Annotated in this window: 17 protein-coding genes; 4 read left to right on the top strand and 13 right to left on the bottom strand. The window is 69.7% G+C overall.

The genetic code is table 11. From position 1 onward, the window contains the following. Nucleotides 1-715 precede the first annotated feature (715 nt). A complete protein-coding gene (locus ACFYY2_RS01180; RefSeq protein ID WP_388735347.1) occupies nt 716-1,045 on the top strand; it encodes a hypothetical protein in 330 nt (109 codons plus the stop codon). A 302-nt stretch (nt 1,046-1,347) separates the two neighbouring features. Here ACFYY2_RS01180 and ACFYY2_RS01175 read toward each other — a convergent pair whose 3' ends face one another. Then, nucleotides 1,348-2,355, bottom strand: coding sequence for a DUF6215 domain-containing protein (locus ACFYY2_RS01175; RefSeq protein ID WP_388735343.1), 1,008 nt, complete (start codon nt 2,353-2,355; stop codon nt 1,348-1,350). Between the two features lie 122 nt (nt 2,356-2,477). Then, entirely contained in the window at nt 2,478-3,050 is a 573-nt protein-coding gene (locus tag ACFYY2_RS01170; protein WP_388735340.1) for a TetR family transcriptional regulator, read from the bottom strand. A 158-nt stretch (nt 3,051-3,208) separates the two neighbouring features. On the opposite strand from ACFYY2_RS01170, the gene ACFYY2_RS01165 reads away from it, so the two are divergent. Beyond that, a complete protein-coding gene (locus tag ACFYY2_RS01165; protein WP_388735338.1) occupies nt 3,209-4,177 on the top strand; it encodes an aldo/keto reductase in 969 nt (322 codons plus the stop codon). A gap of 209 nt (nt 4,178-4,386) precedes the next feature. After that, nucleotides 4,387-4,938, top strand: a complete 552-nt coding sequence (locus tag ACFYY2_RS01160; RefSeq protein WP_388735336.1) for a GNAT family N-acetyltransferase — start codon at nt 4,387-4,389, stop codon at nt 4,936-4,938. On the opposite strand, the gene ACFYY2_RS01155 is transcribed toward ACFYY2_RS01160, so the two are convergent. The 6 genes from ACFYY2_RS01155 to ACFYY2_RS01130 all read right to left on the bottom strand — a co-directional run bounded on the left by ACFYY2_RS01155 (nt 4,927) and on the right by ACFYY2_RS01130 (nt 11,076). Next, nucleotides 4,927-5,994: an adenylate/guanylate cyclase domain-containing protein gene (locus ACFYY2_RS01155; RefSeq protein ID WP_388735333.1), complete on the bottom strand. Its 1,068-nt coding sequence runs from the start codon at nt 5,992-5,994 to the stop codon at nt 4,927-4,929. The genes ACFYY2_RS01160 and ACFYY2_RS01155 overlap by 12 nt on opposite strands. Next, complete coding sequence (locus ACFYY2_RS01150) at nt 5,991-6,419, bottom strand: universal stress protein (protein ID WP_388736772.1); 429 nt, start codon at nt 6,417-6,419, stop codon at nt 5,991-5,993. Before ACFYY2_RS01150 ends, ACFYY2_RS01155 begins: the two co-directional genes overlap by 4 nt. Nucleotides 6,420-6,648: 229 nt before the next feature. Further along, the gene (locus ACFYY2_RS01145; RefSeq protein WP_388735330.1) at nt 6,649-7,056 is read right to left on the bottom strand and encodes a PPOX class F420-dependent oxidoreductase; all 408 of its coding nucleotides are present in this window, start codon (nt 7,054-7,056) and stop codon (nt 6,649-6,651) included. A gap of 228 nt (nt 7,057-7,284) precedes the next feature. Continuing rightward, on the bottom strand, nt 7,285-8,355 hold the full coding sequence (locus tag ACFYY2_RS01140; protein WP_388735327.1) for a glycoside hydrolase family 43 protein: 1,071 nt from the start codon (nt 8,353-8,355) through the stop codon (nt 7,285-7,287). Nucleotides 8,356-8,629: 274 nt separating this feature from the next. Beyond that, entirely contained in the window at nt 8,630-10,864 is a 2,235-nt protein-coding gene (locus tag ACFYY2_RS01135) for a CBM35 domain-containing protein (RefSeq protein WP_388735325.1), read from the bottom strand. Continuing rightward, entirely contained in the window at nt 10,849-11,076 is a 228-nt protein-coding gene (locus tag ACFYY2_RS01130) for an RICIN domain-containing protein (protein ID WP_388736769.1), read from the bottom strand. The genes ACFYY2_RS01135 and ACFYY2_RS01130 overlap by 16 nt, the downstream gene beginning before the upstream one ends. A gap of 66 nt (nt 11,077-11,142) precedes the next feature. Between ACFYY2_RS01130 and ACFYY2_RS01125 the strand changes: the two genes are divergently transcribed. After that, nucleotides 11,143-11,706, top strand: a complete 564-nt coding sequence (locus ACFYY2_RS01125; RefSeq protein ID WP_388735323.1) for a discoidin domain-containing protein — start codon at nt 11,143-11,145, stop codon at nt 11,704-11,706. Nucleotides 11,707-11,760: 54 nt separating this feature from the next. Here the strand turns inward: ACFYY2_RS01125 and ACFYY2_RS01120 are convergent, their stop codons facing one another. The 5 genes from ACFYY2_RS01120 to ACFYY2_RS01100 all read right to left on the bottom strand — a co-directional run bounded on the left by ACFYY2_RS01120 (nt 11,761) and on the right by ACFYY2_RS01100 (nt 17,928). Beyond that, entirely contained in the window at nt 11,761-12,816 is a 1,056-nt protein-coding gene (locus ACFYY2_RS01120) for a LacI family DNA-binding transcriptional regulator (protein WP_388735321.1), read from the bottom strand. A gap of 85 nt (nt 12,817-12,901) precedes the next feature. After that, the gene (locus ACFYY2_RS01115) at nt 12,902-14,626 is read right to left on the bottom strand and encodes a glycoside hydrolase family 43 protein (protein WP_388735318.1); all 1,725 of its coding nucleotides are present in this window, start codon (nt 14,624-14,626) and stop codon (nt 12,902-12,904) included. A 28-nt stretch (nt 14,627-14,654) separates the two neighbouring features. Then, on the bottom strand, nt 14,655-15,569 hold the full coding sequence (locus tag ACFYY2_RS01110) for a carbohydrate ABC transporter permease (RefSeq protein ID WP_388735316.1): 915 nt from the start codon (nt 15,567-15,569) through the stop codon (nt 14,655-14,657). A gap of 22 nt (nt 15,570-15,591) precedes the next feature. Continuing rightward, on the bottom strand, nt 15,592-16,548 hold the full coding sequence (locus tag ACFYY2_RS01105) for a carbohydrate ABC transporter permease (RefSeq protein WP_388735313.1): 957 nt from the start codon (nt 16,546-16,548) through the stop codon (nt 15,592-15,594). A 99-nt stretch (nt 16,549-16,647) separates the two neighbouring features. Next, a complete protein-coding gene (locus tag ACFYY2_RS01100) occupies nt 16,648-17,928 on the bottom strand; it encodes an extracellular solute-binding protein (protein WP_388735310.1) in 1,281 nt (426 codons plus the stop codon). Nucleotides 17,929-17,961: the final 33 nt, after the last annotated feature.

Raw genomic sequence — 17,961 nt, 5'->3', positions numbered from 1 at the left:
CAAGGCTTCGTCCAGGCGGGGCCATGCTCCGACCTCGGTCCAGCCACGCAGACGACGCCGGTCCTCCACCCCACTGCACCCGACGAGTTGCGGGTACGCGCCGCCAGTTCGCGTTCATGCGGAGCATGTGAACGATGCCCGGCGGAGCAGCACGACCATCGGTCGGCAACCGCCCCGGGAGTGTGCGCACGCGGCGTCCGGGCCGACCACAGCGGAGCGTCACGTTCCGGCAAGCCATCGGACACAAGGCGGTCGGACAACCGAACACCCAACAGATCCCGCCGAGACATCGCCCAACTGCCTGCCCGGGTTCAGAGCAACCTTCATTCGATCCCACGAGTGCCCGGCATTGCGTCGGACGGGCGGTGGATGTATCTCGCATCAGCGTCCATGACGGCACCTCCAGGGACAGGCGGCACCCCCAGCTCATCGAATGCACCAGGGGTCACCGCCATGCCGGGACCCGAGGTCGGCATTCCCGTTACAGGGCCAGGAGCAGGCCAAAGAGGAGGGAGGAGGAATTGCGGAGCCGCAGGTTGACATCCAGACCAAAACACATATTCTTGCGTCCGCAACAACATATACTTGTGCAGTCAATGGATAGAATGGAAGTCTGGTGCAGGTTCTGACTGGTCGTAAGTCCGGGAAGCGTCGTGGGCGCCTTGTCGGAACGGGAGCAGCCATCGCTCTCTCGCTCGGCGCTCTGACCACGGCCGTGGCCTCTCCTGCAAGCGCCGCGTCTCAGGGTGCCGCGATCTGTGGTGGCAAGTACTACTTCAACAACAACACCGCCGCCGTACAGGTCGACAACTGCCCGGGCAGCGGGGCCAGCTGGGGCTGGGTCTGGGCCAACGACGACTGGAGCTGGGCCGACCTCAACGTGAGGCTGACGGACGGCACTCAGACCACCGTGTCGACTGATGGCGGTACCGCCAAGTCCAAGACCTTCAACGCCGACATTGCCTCATGGCAGATCTGCGGGCACTACTGGTCGTGGGTCGGGTGGCCGCACTACACGGACACCTGCTCGGCGTGGTTCAGCTAGAAGGCTGATGAAGATGTCGAGGTCTGGCCCCGCCATGTAAGTGGCGGGGCCAGACCTGTCTGATATCGATGCGGATTGAACCCGGTCCGGATATCGCTCAACAGTGGTCGTTCGACCGGGAACGCACGCCCGAGGTGATCGGGAAGCTGGGTCATGGCTGATGGCCTGTCACCAATCTGTGAAGTGGCGCTCGCACTCCTCCACTTCTGGCCCAGCCGGCACGGCGCGGCAGCCGCCCGACACCGAGTGGTATCGGGCGCGGACCCGTGCTCACCGAGTCCGGCTCTTTCTCAAATGCCTTGTCACACCGCCCGTTCGGGTATCGTCGGCAGGACCGTCTCAGCGATGTCGAGTAGCGCGCTGTCATCCGGGAAGGCTCCGGACTCGCTCCACACGGTGATCTCGTAGTAGCCGCCGCTGTCCTTGCCGTCGAAGGCCACGGACAGCGTTCTGGCCGAGGGGCCCTGCTCGACGGGCCCGCCGGATCCACTGCTCCCGAGGTTGATCTCGATCTTCATGGTGTGATCCGAGAAGAGGACCGCGGGCCGGCCGACGACCGAGAGCGTCTTGACGTCCGTCTCCTCCCCGAACTTCATCAGCTTCACGTACTGGGCGATCGACAGCTTGTTGTACGTGGCCGAGACGTTCACGGTGAAGGTGTCGAACTGGACCTCGGCCTCCGGTTGGGCGACCTTCCCCCCGGTCAGGAGAGCGGTGTTGCTGGTGCCCGACGCAACGGTCGCGATCTCTGCGGGCGTTCCCAGGAGCCGGGCCAGGTCGGGCCTGTTGAGCGCCTTGCACAGCTCGTCGCCGGTGACGGCCCGGGGTGTCTTCGTGTAGGCACTCGGCAACTTCTCGCTTTCCCCGCTCGCGCACGAGGCGGCCTGCTGCGTGCTGCCGTCGTCGGTGGGCACCAGGCTCGGGCCCAGCCACAGCACGACTCCGAGGACCGCGAACAGGGCCACGGCCGCGACGGCCTGGCCCCATGCGTTGGGTTCCTTCGCCGGAGCAGTCGGAACAACCGGGGCAGGAAGCTGGCCGGCCTGAGTCTGCGGCTGGGCAGCGGTGTCGGGCACCGGCCCGTGTGCGAAGGCCGCCGGACTCGGGCTCCGGCGAGCGCGCAGGGCCCGGACCACCGTGTGTACGCGCACCGCGGTGGCCACCAGGAACGCCGTGCCGATTGCGGCCGGGATCCATTCACCGTCGTGGAGGGCGAGGTACATGATGCGTACGCCGAAGACGGAGCCGACGAGGATGAAAAGGGGCTCACGGATCCAGAAGGGAAGGAGCCTGACGAGGAAACCGAGCATCCGGTGATCTCACCAGGACAAGATCGCATCGGCCGTGATGGAAGCCACAGTTCCGGCACACGACTCAACCGTGATGCATCGGGAGCCGGCTGCGCCCTCGGACCTCGCGGGCCAGGCCTCGATCAGGAGTGCACTCCGGCGAAGGCCAGGTCCAGGACCTCCCCGAAGCCGCCCGAGCCGTTCTCGGCGACCCAGCCCGCGAAAGCGACGTCGAGACACGTGAACGCGGCGGCGACGACGGCCTGCGCGAGCACGTCGCCTCGGGGCGGATCACCGAGGCGGGCCACCATGAGGGGGGTGATCATGTCCGCCCACACGATGTGCTTCTCGAGGTTGCGGGCGCGCAGCGACGCGGTGCTGACGATCACCCGCATCGCACGGAGGGTACGAAGCGGGTCCTCGTCCGCCAGTTCCACGATCGGCTGCAGGGCCGCCCGCATGGCGGGCCACGGAGCTTCGTCCGCAGGGCGGTCGGCGAGGGCGTCACGCACGAGCAGGCCCGGAGCGGCCGGGTCCGGGATGACGGCGTCTTCCTTCGTGGCGAAATAGCGGAAGAAGCTACGGCTGGAGATACCGGCCGCGACGGCGATGTCCTCGACGGTCGTCGCGTCGAAGCCCTTCTCGTCGAAGAGCACCAGCGCGTGCTCAGCGATGGCACCGCGCACGGCGCTGCGCGTCTGCTCCCTCAGCCCCATATATGCAGCATACATTGCCGACCTTGGCAGCCTCTGACAGCTTTGACGTACAGTGACAGTATTCGTCGATGAGCACGAGTCGATGAGTACGAAAAGCGCCACGAGAGCCAAGAGCGCGCCATGAGCGCGAAAAGCAGTCGATCAGCAGGAGGAACACCATGCGCGAGCGCACCCTCGGCCGGCAGGGCCTGACCGTCTCCGCGATGGGATACGGATCCATGGGCATCAACCTGGCCTACGGTCCGGCCGACGAGGAGGAAGGCGTCGCCGCCATCCGGCACGCCCACGAGCTGGGGGTGACCTTCTTCGACACCGCCGAGCTCTACGGCTGGGGCGCGAACGAGAGGGTCGTCGGCCGCGCGGTCAGGCCGTTCCGTGACGACGTCGTCATCGCGACGAAGTTCGGCTTCACCCGCGACTACGGGTACGACAGCCGCCCCGACCACATCCGTGAGGTCGTGGACAACAGCCTCCGTCACCTGGGTGTAGACCACATCGACGTCCTCTACCAGCACCGGGTCGACCCGGCGGTCCCGATCGAGGACGTCGTGGGCACCATGAGCGAGTTCGTCGACGCGGGCAAGGTCAAGTACCTCGGCCTCAGCGAGGCGGGACCCGAGACGCTGCGCCTGGCTCACACCGTCCACCCCATCTCCGTACTGCAGACCGAGTACTCCCTTTTCGCGCGGGAGGTGGAGCAGTTGTTCCCGACGCTGGACGAGCTCGGCATCGGGCTGGTCGCCTACTCGCCGCTCGCCCGGGGGTTCCTGACGGGCGCGGTCAAGCCGGCCGGCCAGTACGACGTCACCGATGCCCGTCATTCCGGATCGGGCGCCTTCCCCTGGTGGGAGGAGGGCAACTTCGAGAAGAACGTGGAGGCGGTCGCCCGGCTGACCGAATTCGCCGTCTCCAAGGGCGTCACCATGTCCGAGCTGGCTCTGGCGTGGGTCCTGGCACAGGGACAGCACGTCGTCCCCATCCCGGGCAGCCGCAACCCCGGCCGAGTGGCGCAGAACATTGCCGCCGTCGGCATCGAACTGACCCAGGACGATCTCGCCCGCATCAAGGAGATCCTTCCGCACGGTGGTCACGGCGCCCGTGCCGCCGACACACCTGCCTGGATCTGAAGTCGGCCCGGGCAGGGCCGGGCGCGCCCTGACGCCCATGCGTCTGGCGCACCCCTTCCGGGCCCGGGCGGCGTACCTCGCAGAGTGCCGCCGACGGTCGACCGTGGCACCGCCCCGGCACAGGGCGGCCAGTTCGCCCTCGGACCTCGGACGCTCCCCTCTGCTCCGTGTGGGAGATGTGCGCCAGAGCGTGCGATACCTTGCCCGGCATGACTGCACCGGGATCCGTCGCCTGGCCGCCCGCCGCGAGGCGCACCGAGCGGCTCGTGCTGCGCGCGTCCGAAGCCCGGGACCGTGCGGCGTTCATCGAACTGTTCGCCTCGCCCGAGGTGGGCACGTACATCGGTGGCCCACGACGGCGTGACGACCTCGACGGTGCGGTGCCCGCGGTACCCGGCCGGCGCCCCGGTTTCTTCGTGGTCGATCTGGACGGAGTGATGATCGGCATGATCACGTTCGATCGGCGCGACGCGCAACGTCGGGGCCACGTCCGTCCGGAGGCCCAGGAGGCCGAGCTCGGCTTCCTGTTCCTCCCGGAGGCGTGGGGACGCGGCTACGCCTCCGAGGCGTGCGCTTCCGCACTCGAATGGTTCGCCGCATCCCTTCCGGGCGAACCGTTGGTGCTCTCCACACGAACAGCCAACGACCGCGCGATGCGCCTCGCGGCGAAGCTGGGGTTCACCGAGGTGGAGCGGTTCGAGGAGTACGGCGCCGAGCAGTGGTTCGGTGTGTGGTCACGGGACAGCCCTTCAGCGCTTTGAGGCGGGCCGCAGCACCACCGGACGCAGCCTGCTGTACCCACGCACCGACACGGGGCGGAGGCCCTTGAGCGCGTACGCCGTCATTCCGGCGAGTTCACCGGCGAACGCGGTGTCCACCAGGACGGTGCCGGGTCGGGCCACGGCGGTGAGGCGCGCCGCGATGTTCACCGCCGCCCCGTACACGTCGCCGTAGCGGCCGAGGACGGCACCGTGCGCCAGTCCGGTCCGCATCTGCGGCAGGCCGTTCTCGGCTTCGGCGCGCGCGGTGAGTTCCAGGGCGATGTCCGCGGCGGCGGAGGCGGACTCGCAGACGAACAGCACTTCGTCGCCGATGGTCTTCACCACCCGCCCGTGCCCTTCGGCGACGACATCACCCGTCAGGCTCTCGAAGCGGTCGAGCACCCGGACGAGTGCGCCGCTGTCCAGTCCACGGGTCATGCGCGTGTAGCCGACCATGTCCGTGAAGCCCACCGCCCGGTCGCGCACGTCGGCGTCCTCCCTGGACGGCGCGACCCCGGCCTCCCCCGGGTCTCCCGGCCCGGCCCCCCGGCCGGCCGGCTCGTCCTCCTCCGCCGCCGCGAGCACCTGTCCGGCGTACGCCGCGAGGTGCCGGCGCCATACATGCCGTTGGAGCAGTTCGAGCTCCGGAAGCAACTCTCCCGCGCGGGCCGGCCACGCGTTCGCGTCGGCGGGGTCGCCTGCCTCGCGGTTCACCCAGGACCGGAGGGCGAGTACCTGCCATTCGGCGAGCCGGGACAGATGGTGTCCCAGGGCCCGGGCCATCATCGTCTCGCTCTCCTCGGTCATGAGTCCGGCCTCGATCAGCCGCTCCCCAGCACGCAGGGCGTCGACGTCGGCGTCGGTGAACACCTTCGCGTCGTCGTCGACCACCGGGAAGCCGAGCGCACGCCAGATCTGCACGGTGCGTCCGGGCCCGACCCCGGACCGCTCGACGACGTCCCGCCTCGTCCAGACGCGCGCACCGCCGAGCAGGACCTTCTCTACGGTCAGGTGCGGTTCGCCGGGCGAGGCGGGTACGTCCTCCGGCGCACTCACGTGGTGTGCACGATCAGCACGTCGAGGCCCGCTTTCCTGGCGATGCCGGCGGGTACGGAGCCGAGGATGCGCCCCGCGAGCGAGCGCAGTCCGCGGTTGCCGACGACCAGGAGATCGGCCGAGGTCTCCCGGGCGATCCGTGTGAGGGCGGCGACCGGTTCGTCCTGCACGGCGACCGATCGCACGGTCACCGCGCCCTGGCCGCGAGCCCGGTCCCTGGCGACGCGCAGGGTGTCCTCAGCGGGCGCCGAGCCCACCACCTGGTACGCCTCGGCGCCCAGTTGGTCCTGCGCCAGCGCTAGTTCGGGCCCACGCATGGGCATGTACGCGCAGGCGATGACGAGTTCGGCCTCGCACACGGCGGCCAGCCGGGCAGCGCCCTCGACCGCCGCCAACGACGACTCCGATCCGTCCGTGCCGACCATGACAGTCCGATAGGCCACCGGAACAACCCCCTTACCCTGAAGTAAACTTACTTCGGAGTAAGGTAGAGCGCCGCCGGCCCGCCGGGCAAGAGGGGCCGGATCTGCGGCGAGCACGCGGAACGGGACGCCACCGAACCGGCGACGGGCGCCGCACCAGCGCCCATGGGGCGGGAGCGGCGCCGGGCGGCCGGGCATGGGAACGGCGCGTCGTGCGCGACGGCCGGTGGCGTCAGATCGAGCCCACCACCTTGCGCGGGGTGATGCGGACGACGACCCGCTCGGCGTCCTCGCTCGAATTCGGGTTGAAGTCGGCGTAGGCCTTGCCCGTGTACTTCCGCGAGAGCACGTCGATCAGCTCCTGTCCGCCCTCCGTGCTCAGGACGGCAGAGCCCCGCACCTCGGCATAGGTGTAGGGCGCGTTCGGCGGGTTGATCATCACGCTGACACGGGCATCCGCGCGCAGGTTCCTCTCCTTCCGGCGGCCGGCCGTCGTGGAGACCAGGAGGTCGTCCCCGTCCCGGCCGAGCCAGGTGACCGACAGCTGGGGACTGCCGTCCGGCTGGATCGTGGCCAGGGTGGCGAAGACGGGGGTGTCGTCGATGAGCTTCTTGAGGTCGTCTGAGAGTCCGGTGGACACGGGGCGGGTTCCTTCCCTCGGCTGACTGCTGCTGTCCCCCTACCGACTGCCCGTCAGGAGGGATCAGGAACGGACAGCCTGCGAGGTGGCGGCCCTCCACGGCAAATCTCCGCCCGCGCCGCCACGACGCCGGGCCATGGGTCCGAACGCCTCGGCACCGGGGCGGGGCCCCGGTCCCTCGCGCCACCGCCGCCGGACCGGGGCAGCGGGCCCGTTGGAGCCGGCCTCCTACTCGAAGAACTTGAGGCTCCATCCGGTGTCCGTGTTCGGACCCGGGACATTGGATCGGCTGTAGGTGGTGTTGCCCCACCAGGCGAAGGTGCCCGTGTACCAGTAGCGGTTCTCCCAGGCGTACGGGGTCCCCTTCGGCACCGCGTGGAACATCGACGGGAACTTCGGGCCGGCGGGCGGGCTCGTGTTGACGTCACCGTTGAGCAGGACGAAGGTGTGGTGACCCGGGCCGTTGACGTGCAGGGTGGGGTCCCAGCCCGCCATCATCGTCGCGCGGTTGGAGCCGAACAGGCATCCGTTGGACTTGTACCAGTCCCAGACGTACGCCGGGTCCCCTCCCGCCCGCAGCCGCAGATCGGCCAGACAGTACTGGTCGCTCCAGCTGCCGTTGGCGGAGTAGACGATGTGCAGTTGGCCGTTGGGGTCCTTGATGGGCTCGGGCCCCTCGTTGATGAACGGGTTGCCGACGACCCGCTCCCAGCCCTCCCGCGGCTGCGAGATGACGGAGCGGCCACCCGTCGGCGTGGTCGGGCTGCTCATCCGCGCGACGTAGAGGTTCTGCTCGACGTTCGTGTCGCCGGCCCATCCGGACCAGACGAACCAGCGCTGACCGTTGAAGGTGAACAGACTGCCGTCGATGGCCCACTTGTCGTCCGGCAGAGCGGGCTTCGACTCGGTGCCGTAGCCGCTGTCCGGGGCGCCGGAGCTGATCACGTACATCCGGTGGGCGGAGCCCCGGCCGGCCGAGAAGTAGATGTAGTACCGGCCGCCGTCCACCACGATCTCCGGGGCCCAGACCTCGCCGAGGTTGCGCGCGTCCGACCACACCTGCCGCGGGGACGCCGAAGCGAGCCCTCCGGTGGAGGACGCCTGCCGTACCGCGATCCCGCCGCCGGTCGACTGCACCGATAGGTAGGTGCCGCCCACTCTGAGCGCACTCGGATCCGCGGCCCGCAGACCGGTCTGCTCGGCCCGGGCCGGGCCGGCGGACGATACGGACATCACTGTGGCGGCGACGGCGGACAGCGCGAGTGCCGCGACGCCGGAAAGACAGCGAGAGAGTTTCATGGCCTCGTTCCCTGGTTGACCGCCGCCTCCTGGGCGCCGGGCGGACTCCTGCCCCCGGGATCCGGGAGTGGTATCCGGGCAGGACGCGCCGGAGTCGGGACAGGGCCGCCGTCAGGCGTGGCTCTGTCCCGACCCCGACGTTTACATCGATGGAAGGGCACGCGGTAACAGCATCGAGACTAGCCCTGAGCATGTCAACATCTGCGGCGCACTCGCTGCCCCCACCTGCTCGCAGGGCCCTCCGGTTCCACGGCTCCGGTGGTATGACATAACGTCAGGTCAGCCTCAGAGAAGCCCAGTCGAGCTCCGCGTAACCCTGCCCTCCTGTCAGTCGGACGTGGTTCGTACCCTCGCGCAGCGTGACCCGCACCGAGGCGACCCTTTCCACCGCGTCCTGCTTGTCGGTGCCGAGCCACGCCCCGGTGGACGGGTAGCTGATGCGGCCGGCCTCGGTGCCGTCCACGGTGACGACGTGGTCGGCCACGCCCGCCAGGCCGTTGGCATAACCGACGTCCAGCAGATACGCCCCGGCTCTGGGCGCGTCCACCGCGAACTCCACGGCGCTGGTGGGGCGGTCGATCCCTCCGACGTAGTCGGGGAACTCGTTCCACTGGAAGTGCCGCAGGGCGGCGTCCGTGACCGCGGCGTTCTCGGCTTCGTAGCGGTGGGTGTCGGGGCGTACCTCGATGAAGTCCAGTTCCGCGTAACCGGCGCCCTTGGCGAGGGTGACGGTGTTGGCGCCCGCCTTCAGCACGACGTGTGCGGTCGTGGTGCGCATCGTGCTGTTCGCCCAGCCCCCGGTGGGCGCGTACTCCACGTCGCCCTGGCGCTCACCACCGACGGTGACGCTGTGACTCGCCTGCCCGGTGGTCCCGTTGGCGTAGCGCACGGTCATCACGTGGATGCCCGTCTCGGCCACGTCGACGGTGAAGCTGACGGCGCTGTCCGCACGGTCGATGCCCCCGACGTAGCCCCGCCCCGAGGCCGGCGCCGTGTCACTTCCCAGGTGCGGCACGATGCTGGTGCCCCTCGCGTCCTCGGCCTCGTACTTGCCGGGATGGACGGACGGCGCGGAGACCGGCTGGACCGTGATCCGGTAGCCGTTGAGGCGTTCCATCCGGCGGACGGGGACGGTCAGATGACCGCCTCCGTCCAGGGTGAGCACCTTGTCGTAGACGTTGTACGGGGCGCTCTGCGGATCGCCCGCGCGGTCCGGCCTCCGGTCGGCGGCGAGCGGGTCGGTGGTCCACAAGGCGTAGTCGACGCGCACCCTGACCTGCGGTCCGAGACCCCGGGCCGCCAGTCCGAGCAGCCTCACGTCGACGTCCCCGTCGTCGCCGCCCGCCAGGACCGTCACGGTGCGCGAGGCCGGGTCCCACGAGGCGACCCCGTCGGACGCCTGGTAGTGGCGGGTGTCCCAGCGGCTGACGGCGAGCTGAGTCCCCCGCATCTCGCGGAACCAGTTCATCGTGAACCAGCCGCCGTTGGGCCGCAGTCCGTCCGAGGTCCGCCGCAGAGTGTTTTCGAGCAGCCCGGGATTGGTGTAGATGCCCATGGCCGCCGAGTCGACCCCGTAGCGGGCGAACTCGGCCCAGTGCTTGATCATCGTGCCCGGCACACCCTCGAACTCGCCGTTACCCGGGCCGTACTCCTCGATCATCACCGGGCGCGGCGAGATGCCGAGCTCCTTCTCCAGCGGCCTGTAGTAGCGGGTCAGTGACTCCGGTACGTCCCCGGGGCTGGGGCCGAGGCTGTGCCAGCCGATGATGTCCGGCAGTGTCCCCGTGTTCTTCGCGTTGACGAGGAAGTCACGCATCCGGGGCTGCCGGTCCGCGGCCTCCCAGGGGTTGTAGTGCTCGTAGTTGGGGCCCATGACCTTCACCGAGGAGTCGAGGGCACGGATCCGGCGGACGGTCTCGGTCCACAGCCAGTTGACCTTGGCGTCGTACGTTCCGCCGGGTACCCGGGGGTCGGTCATGAACGGACTGCCGGCCTGCGGACCGAGCTTGTTGTCGGGTTCGTTGAGCGGCGCCACGGAGTGCAGTACGTCCTTGTACTTCTGGATGGAACGGGTGGCGCTGTCGACCTTGCCCATCCAGTCGTCGAGGCCCTTCCAGACGTACGGCCATCCGCCCATGAGGTCGTTGTAGCGGGCGACCATCTTCACGCCCGTGCCACGCAGCTTCGCGGCGACGGCCTCGGTCGAGCTCGGATAGGAGGTGTCACCGTCACGGCTCTGGTGCTGGGAGAGCAGCACCTGCGACCCGTCGGCGAGCGCGGCGGGGGTGTCGGGGGTCGTCGCGACTCCGAAGAGCGTGCCCAGCCCCGCCTTCTTCAGCGGGCCCGACTGCTGCCCGGTGTCGACCGTGATCACCTCGGTCTCCGCCGCCGCGTTGCGGGCGTCGAGGTGCCGGCCGCCCGCGGGGCCGGAAAGGGTCACTGCGAGCACGGCGGCGGCTGTCAGCGCGGTGAGCCGCATTCCGCTGCGCGGGGTCACCTGACGTCCCACTTCATGTTCTCGCCGCCCCAGCAGTCCCAGATCTGGATCCGGGTGCCGTTTCCGGTGCCCTGCCCCGCGGCCTCCAGACACCGGCCGGAGTTGGGGTTGCGCAGCGTGCCGTCGCCACCCATGGTCCACTTCTGGTTGGCACCGCCCCAGCAGTCCCACAGGCCGACGCCGCTGCCGTTGGCCGTGGCGCCCGCTCCGCCCGCCACCTCCAGGCACTTGCCGAAGGCTGGAACGCCTCCAGTGACGACGCAGGCGGAAGCGGAGTCGCCGGCTACACCGTGCTGCGCAACGGCGTGGCCGTCGGGACCACGACCGGAACGGCGTACACGGACACCGGACTTGCGGCCGCGACGGCGTACAGCTACACCGTCAGGGCACGGGACGTCGCCGGGAACGCGTCGGCGGCCTCGGCGGCCCTCGCTGTGAGCACCACGGCCGGCAGCGGTGACGGCACGCTGCTGTCCCAGGGCCGGAGCGCGTGGGCCTCCTCGTCCGAGAACGGCGCCAACTCGCCCGGCCAGGCGGTGGACGGCGACCGCTCGACCCGCTGGAGCAGCGCCTTCCAGGACAACCAGTGGATCAACGTCGATCTGGGGGCCCGGAGGACACTCACCCGGGTCGTGCTCGACTGGGAGGCCGCGTACGCCCGGGGCTACCGCGTCCAGGTGTCGGACGACCCGGCCTTCGGAACGTGGACGGACCTGTACTCCACGACGACCGGCGACGGAGGCACGGACACTCTCGACGTGTCCGGCAGCGGCCGCTACGTGCGGGTGCTGGGGCAGACCCGCGCGACACCGTACGGCGTCTCGCTGTACGAGTTCCAGGTGTACGGGCGGTGATTCAGGCCGCGTGAGACGTGGGGCCGGCCGGTCCCGGCCCCACGTCCCGGGCCCTCATACGGACGGCGCGGCGCTCCCCGGCGGGGGTGCCGTGCTGCCGCGTACCACCAGCTGTGTGGCGAGTTCCAGCCGGAACTGGTCCGCCGGTTCGCCGTCGATCACCCGGAGCAGCGTGTTCGCGGCCACCGAGGCCATCTCGAAGAGGGGCTGCCGGACGGTCGTGAGGGGCGGGTGTGTCCAGCGGGCGACCGGGAGGTCGTCGAAGCCGACGATGCTGATGTCCGACGGGATGGCACGGCCGCGGTCCCGCAGTACCTCGAACGCGCCGAGCGCCTGGAGGTCGCTGGCAGCGAACACGGCGGTGGGCGGCGCCTCGCCCGATGCCTCCAGGCCGTCGAGCAGCCGGGCCGTCTCGGCGCGGCCCGAGGCGTCGTTGAACTCCCCGTGCGGCACCCAGCCCGCGGGCATGGGCAGTCCCGCCTGCTCCATCGTGGCCCGGAAGCCGTCCGCGCGGGCCCGGCTGCACAGCACCTGGCGCGGTCCCGCGAGGTGCGCGATGCGGGTGTGGCCGAGCCCGATGAGATGCTCGGTGGCGCTGACGGCCCCGGCCCAGTTCGTCGCCCCGACCGTCGGGACGAGCGCGTCGACGCTGCCCACGGGATCGAGCAGGACGAAGGGCACGTCCAGCGCGGTGAGCCGCTTGCGCTGCTGCTGGGTGAGGTCGGAGACGACCAGGATCGCCCCGTTGCTGCGGCGGGCGGCCAGTTGGTCGATCCATTCGCGGGTGTCGGAGCTCCGCCCGTGGACGGCGGAGAGCACCATGCTCGCGCCCGCCTCGTGGAGCACCTCGTCGACTCCGCGGATGATCTCCACGGACCAGAGGCTGTCGAGTTCGTTGAGGACGAGGTCGATGACGGCCCCGCGTCTGCGGGCGGGACGGCGCTGGTACCCGAGGTGGTCCATGACCGACTCGACGCGCTCCTTGGTGTCCGCGGACACGTCGGAACGGCCGTTGAGCACTTTGGAGACGGTGGAGACGGAGACCCCGGCCTCGGACGCGATCATGTTCAGGGTGACCCTGCCCGGGCTGTGGGCCGTGTCCGAGGTCATCCGAGGTGTCCGTTCCGCTGAGAAGTCCGCACTGAACCCTTCCGGGGCAGTGACCGCCGAGTCTGCCACGATCCCTGCACCGCTCTCACCCCTCCACCTGGTGGCCGGAGTCCGTCTCCCGGTATTCAGCCCAGGCGAAGTCGGCGGGCAGCGCGGCACCGGTGAGGTCCTGGACGCACAGTCCGGCGAAGGCGCCGGTGAAGCCCCACGAGGTGAAGTGCCCGGTGACCGGGTCGCCCTGGGTGGCGCTCTCGTCGGAGAGGCGGGTGACGTCGAGGTCGGGTCCGATGCCGCGCCAGGCGGACGCGTCGGCGGCCCGCCACGCGAAGTGCGCCTGCGCCGTGCGGACCGCGAGGCGCAGATCGACCGGGCCGTCGGGCACGACGACAGCCGGCACGGGCTCGGTGTACCTGCCGTGGTCGCACAGTCCCACGCGGAGCACCCGGCCCAGCCGCTCGTCCCGGGTGAGGTGCAGGTAGTGCCAGAGAGTCGAGTTGTAGTAGTGGACGATGCCCGCCATCTGGAGCGGCGACCGGGGCTCGGCGTCCAGTCGCGCGGTGAAGTCGAAGGACATCGCCTGCTGCCTGCGTGCCACCAGGCTCTGGCCGTGGGTGGAACCGAGGGACTGGCCGCCGCGCAGCCGCAGGTGTCCCGGGCGTTCCGCGAGGCTCAGCCAGGTCGGGTCGGGGTGGCGGCGCAGCGTGGACCAGGGGGTGGCCAGGTCCGGGCCGTCGAAGTGGTCGAGTGCGGGCGTGGGGTCGACGGGTGCCGGTGGCAGGCCGGGCCCGGGCACGACGGTTCGGGGCAGGCTCCCGGCGTCGGCCGCGGTGCCGGAGGCGGCGAGCCGGGGCCAGCCGTCGGGGTTCCACTCGATGCGCTGGAGTGCGGTCTCACGGCCGAGCACGCAGGGGCCCATGGGCGTGAGCGGGCGGGCCGTGAGATGCGCGAGGTACCACTGGCCGTCGGGCGTCTCGACGAGGCTGCCGTGGCCGGCCTTCTGCAGGGGCCATGTCTCGTGGCCCGCGGAGGTGAGCAGCGGTCCGTCGGGGTCGGCCTCGTAGGGCCCTGTGGGTGTCCGTGAACGCGCGACGGTGACGGCGTGGTCCCAGGACGTGCCCCCCTCGGCGGTTATCAGGTAGTACCAGCCGCCTCTGCGGTAGAGGTGCGGGCCTTCCGTGTGTGCCAGGGATGTGCCGTCGAAGATGCGGTGGAGTGGGCCGGTGACCTGCCGTTCCACTCGGTCCCACTCCTGGAGGAGGATGCCGGCGAAGGGGTGGTGTCCGGTGCGGTGGTCCCATTCCATCCACAGCGCCCAGCTGCGGCCGTCTCCCTCCGGCCCGTCGTCGTGGAAGAGGGAGGGGTCGAAGCCGTGCGAGGGGAAGGGCGCGGGGTCCGACCACGGCCCGTCGATCGTGGGGGCGGTGATGACGCGGTTGCGTACGTCCTTGAAGGCTCCGGAGAGGTTCGTGACGTCGCTGTGCACGAGGTGGAACAGGCCGTCGGCGTAGGAGAGGCACGGGGCCCAGACTCCTCCGGAGTCCGGCCGGCCCGTGAGGTCGAGTGTGCGTTCCTCACGCAGGATGCCTCCGAGCGGCCGCCAGTTCACGAGGTCGCGGGAGTGGTGCACGGCCACTCCCGGCAGCCACTCGAAGGTGGAGGTGGCGATGTAGTAGTCGTCTCCGACGCGCAGGATCGAGGGGTCCGGGTGGAAGCCGGGGAGCACCGGGTTCGCGATGGTCGCGGGTAGCTCGTCCGCGGGCTTTCGGCGGCGGGGCCGGTCCTGGTCGGAGGCGGTGGGCACGGCGGTCATCGGTTTCTCCAGGGAGTAGAAGGCTCGCTCAGCCCTTGACGGCACCGGCCATGACGCCGGAGACGATCCGGCGTGCGAGGACGGTGAAGACGACGAGAACGGGCAGCACGGAGACGACGACGCCGGCCAGCATGAGCGTGTAGTCCGTGTAGTAGCCCGCGGCCAGCTGGTTGAGGGCGATCTGTACGGTGCCGTTCTCGGGAGGCAGCGCGATGAGGGGCCAGAAGTAGTCGTTCCAGGCGAACATGAAGGTGAACATGCCGAGCACGGTGGCCGTGGTGCGGACACCGGGCACCACGACGTACCAGTAGGTCCGCAGCAGTCCGGCACCGTCCATGCGGGCCGCCTCGATGAGTTCGTCCGGGATGTTCTCCTCCACCGCCTGGCGCATCCAGAACACGCCGACGGCGGAGACGAGAGCGGGCACGATCAGGGCCGAGAGCTTGCCGTAGAGACCCATGTCGGTGACGAGCATGTAGAGCGGGATGATGCCGAGCTGCGTGGGCACCATGACGGTGACGACCACACAGACGAGCAGGACGTTGCGTCCGGGGAAGCTGAGTTTGGCGAAGGCGAAGCCGGCCAGGGAGCCGAGCAGGACGTTGCTGACGGCCGTCGTCCCGGCGACGACGAGGGAGTTGCCGAGCGCCTGCCAGAAGGCGGACAGCTCGAAGACCCGCTGGATGTTCTCGATGAGATGGCCGCCGGGGACGAGTGGCGGGGTGGTGCCCGCGAGTACGGAGTTGTCGTCGTGGGAGGCGACGACGAAGCTCCAGTAGAGCGGGAACACGGACGCGGCGGTGACGGCGGCCAGGATCGCGTAGGCGAACGGCCCCGCTCTGTCCAGCCGCCCCGGACCGTGGGCCGGGGCGGGACGGCCTTCGCGACGGGTACGGGTCCGGGGGCGCGGGGCGGGCGCCCGGGTGGGGGTGGTGACGGCCATGTGATTCTCCTGGTTGCCCGGGTCAGCCGCGGTCGGAGCGACGTGCGAGCAGGAAGTTGACCGCGGCGATGACCGCGATGACGAGGAAGAGCACCCATGAGACGGCCGAGGCGTAGCCGGCGTCGTTGTTGATGAATCCGTATTTGTAGAGCATCAGCGTCAGCGTCTGGAACTGGTGCTCGGCGCCTCCCTCCGCGTTGCCCTGCTGGTCGAACAGGAAGGGTTCCGCGAAGAGCTGCAGTCCACCGATGGTGGAGATCACCACGGTGAAAACGATGGTGGGGCGGATGGAGGGCAGGGTGACCTTACGGAGGGTCAGGAGGCGTCCGGCGCCGTCGATCTGGGCGGATTCGTAGAGGTCCCTGGGCACCGCCTGCATGGCGGCGAGGAAGATCAGCGCGTTGTAGCCGGTCCAGCGCCACATGACCATGAAGCTGATCGCGAGGTGCGAACTCCACGTGTCGGCGGTCCAGTCGACCGGATCGCTGATGATTCCCAGGCCCTCCAGGGCCCAGTTGACGATGCCGAAGTCCCGTCCGAAGAGCTGGGAGAAGACGAGGGCGACGGCCACCACGGACACGTACTGCGGCACGAGCACCAGCGCACGCCACACGCTGGTGGCCCGCAGATGCCGGTCGAGCAGCCACGCCAGTCCGAGGGCGGCGACGAGCTGCGGTGCCGTGGAGAGCAGGAAGATGCTGAGTGTGTTGTACGTGGCCGTGTAGAAGTCCGAGTCCGACAGCAGCCGGCTGAAGTTGTCGAACCCGACCCACTCCCCCGGGCCGGCGAGCCGGTCCCAGTCGTGGAGCGACACCCAGAAGGTCTGGAGCAGCGGGTAGAGCCCGAAGACCCCGAAGACGACGAAGAACGGGGCGATGAAGAGGTAGGGCAGCAGGTGCCGCTCCATGCGCAGCCTGGGCGGGCGGCCGGGTGTCGCGAGGGTGCGTGAGGTGCTGGGGTCGGTGGCCTGGAGCGCCATGCCGGTTCTCCGAGTGGTGTGGAAGGTCGGTGCGCGGGCCCGGCCGGGAGGGCGGCCGGGCCGTGCGCGGGACGGTGTCCGGGGTGGGACTGGGGGCTCTCAGCGGAGGTTCTTGGCCGCTTCCTCGATCGCCTTGTCCCAGGCCTTGCCGGGGTCGGCCTTGCCCTGTTCGACCAGCTGCAGCGCGTTGCCGAACGGGATGCGGGCCTGCTGGTCCTTCGTTCCGCGGTAGTTGGGCTTCAGGCTCTTGGCGGACGCGGCGAAGAGCTCACCGGTCGGCGCGCCGTTGAAGTACTCCTGCGTGGCGCCCTTCACCTCGGCGTCGTCCAGGACGGTCACGAGCGAGGGCAGCGCGCCCACGGGGCCGGTGAAGATCTTCTTCTGCGAGTCGGCCGACGTCAGGAAGTCGGCCAGCTCGGCGGCCTCCTCGACGTGCTTGCTCTGCTTGGGCACGGTCAGGAAGGACCCGCCCCAGTTGCCGCCGCCGCCCGGGACTGGGGCGATGTCCCACTTGCCGGCGTTCGCCTCTCCCGCAGCCGTCTTGATCTGTCCGGTCATCCAGGCGGGACAGGTCATGGTCGCCATGCGGCCGAGCTTGATGCCCGCGTTCCACTGCTGACTGAAGGGCTGGAGGTTCGCCGACTGCTTGTCCGCCGTGGCCCTGGCCGTGGCCGTGAAGAACTCCCGCACCTTCGGGTTGCTGTTCCCGATGTACTCGTCCTGCGCGTCGAAGAAGCCGAACTCGGTCTGGTTCATCATCGCCGTGAAGATGTTGCCCGAACTGTCGAACCATGCCTTGTCCTTCACCTTCGCCTGGAACCGCTCGCCGGTGGCGAAGTAGTCGTCCCAGGTGGGCCAGAGCTTCGCGACCTCGGTCCGGTCGGTCGGCAGGCCGGCTTCGGCGAACAGGTCCTTGCGGTAGCAGATGGCGAGGCTTCCGACGTCCGTTCCGTAGCCCATGACGAAGTCGGATGTGCCGAGCGTCCCCTGCTCCCACTTCCAGCCCAGGTACTCGTCCTTGCGGTCCATCGCACCGTGGTCGGCGAGATTGGTGAACTTGTCCTTCACCGAACGGAACTTGGGGAGGTAGCCCTCCTCGATGGCGACCACGTCGGCCGCGCCGCTGCCGGAGGAGATCTGGGTCGACAGCTGGTTGTGGTGCTGGTCGAACTGGGAGATGCGCTCCTTGACCACGATGTCGGGGTGGGTGCGCTCGTATTCCTTGATGAGCGGCTTGTAGCCGAAGTCGCTGAAGGTCGCGACGGTGAGGGTGGTCTTCCCGCCCGCCTCGTCGGAGTCGGAGCCGCAGGCGGACAGGGAGACGAGAGCGGTGGCGGCGGCGAGCGCGGCGACGGTTCTGCGGGCACGCGTACGGCCCATGGTGGTCCTCCGGACAGGGGAGCTGGATGAGTG

This window comes from Streptomyces sp. NPDC001822, from assembly GCF_042892135.1.
Taxonomy (GTDB): domain Bacteria; phylum Actinomycetota; class Actinomycetes; order Streptomycetales; family Streptomycetaceae; genus Streptomyces.
This window is presented reverse-complemented; position numbering and strand designations above follow the sequence as displayed.

Coding starts and splice junctions, on each gene's coding strand:
- ACFYY2_RS01175 (WP_388735343.1), bottom strand. CDS start 2,355: ATGCTCGGTTTCCTCGTCAGGCTCCTTCCCTTCTGGATCCGTGAGCCC.
- ACFYY2_RS01170 (WP_388735340.1), bottom strand. CDS start 3,050: ATGGGGCTGAGGGAGCAGACGCGCAGCGCCGTGCGCGGTGCCATCGCT.
- ACFYY2_RS01165 (WP_388735338.1), top strand. CDS start 3,209: ATGCGCGAGCGCACCCTCGGCCGGCAGGGCCTGACCGTCTCCGCGATG.
- ACFYY2_RS01160 (WP_388735336.1), top strand. CDS start 4,387: ATGACTGCACCGGGATCCGTCGCCTGGCCGCCCGCCGCGAGGCGCACC.
- ACFYY2_RS01150 (WP_388736772.1), bottom strand. CDS start 6,419: ATGGTCGGCACGGACGGATCGGAGTCGTCGTTGGCGGCGGTCGAGGGC.
- ACFYY2_RS01140 (WP_388735327.1), bottom strand. CDS start 8,355: ATGAAACTCTCTCGCTGTCTTTCCGGCGTCGCGGCACTCGCGCTGTCC.
- ACFYY2_RS01120 (WP_388735321.1), bottom strand. CDS start 12,816: ATGACCTCGGACACGGCCCACAGCCCGGGCAGGGTCACCCTGAACATG.
- ACFYY2_RS01115 (WP_388735318.1), bottom strand. CDS start 14,626: ATGACCGCCGTGCCCACCGCCTCCGACCAGGACCGGCCCCGCCGCCGA.
- ACFYY2_RS01110 (WP_388735316.1), bottom strand. CDS start 15,569: ATGGCCGTCACCACCCCCACCCGGGCGCCCGCCCCGCGCCCCCGGACC.
- ACFYY2_RS01105 (WP_388735313.1), bottom strand. CDS start 16,548: ATGGCGCTCCAGGCCACCGACCCCAGCACCTCACGCACCCTCGCGACA.
- ACFYY2_RS01100 (WP_388735310.1), bottom strand. CDS start 17,928: ATGGGCCGTACGCGTGCCCGCAGAACCGTCGCCGCGCTCGCCGCCGCC.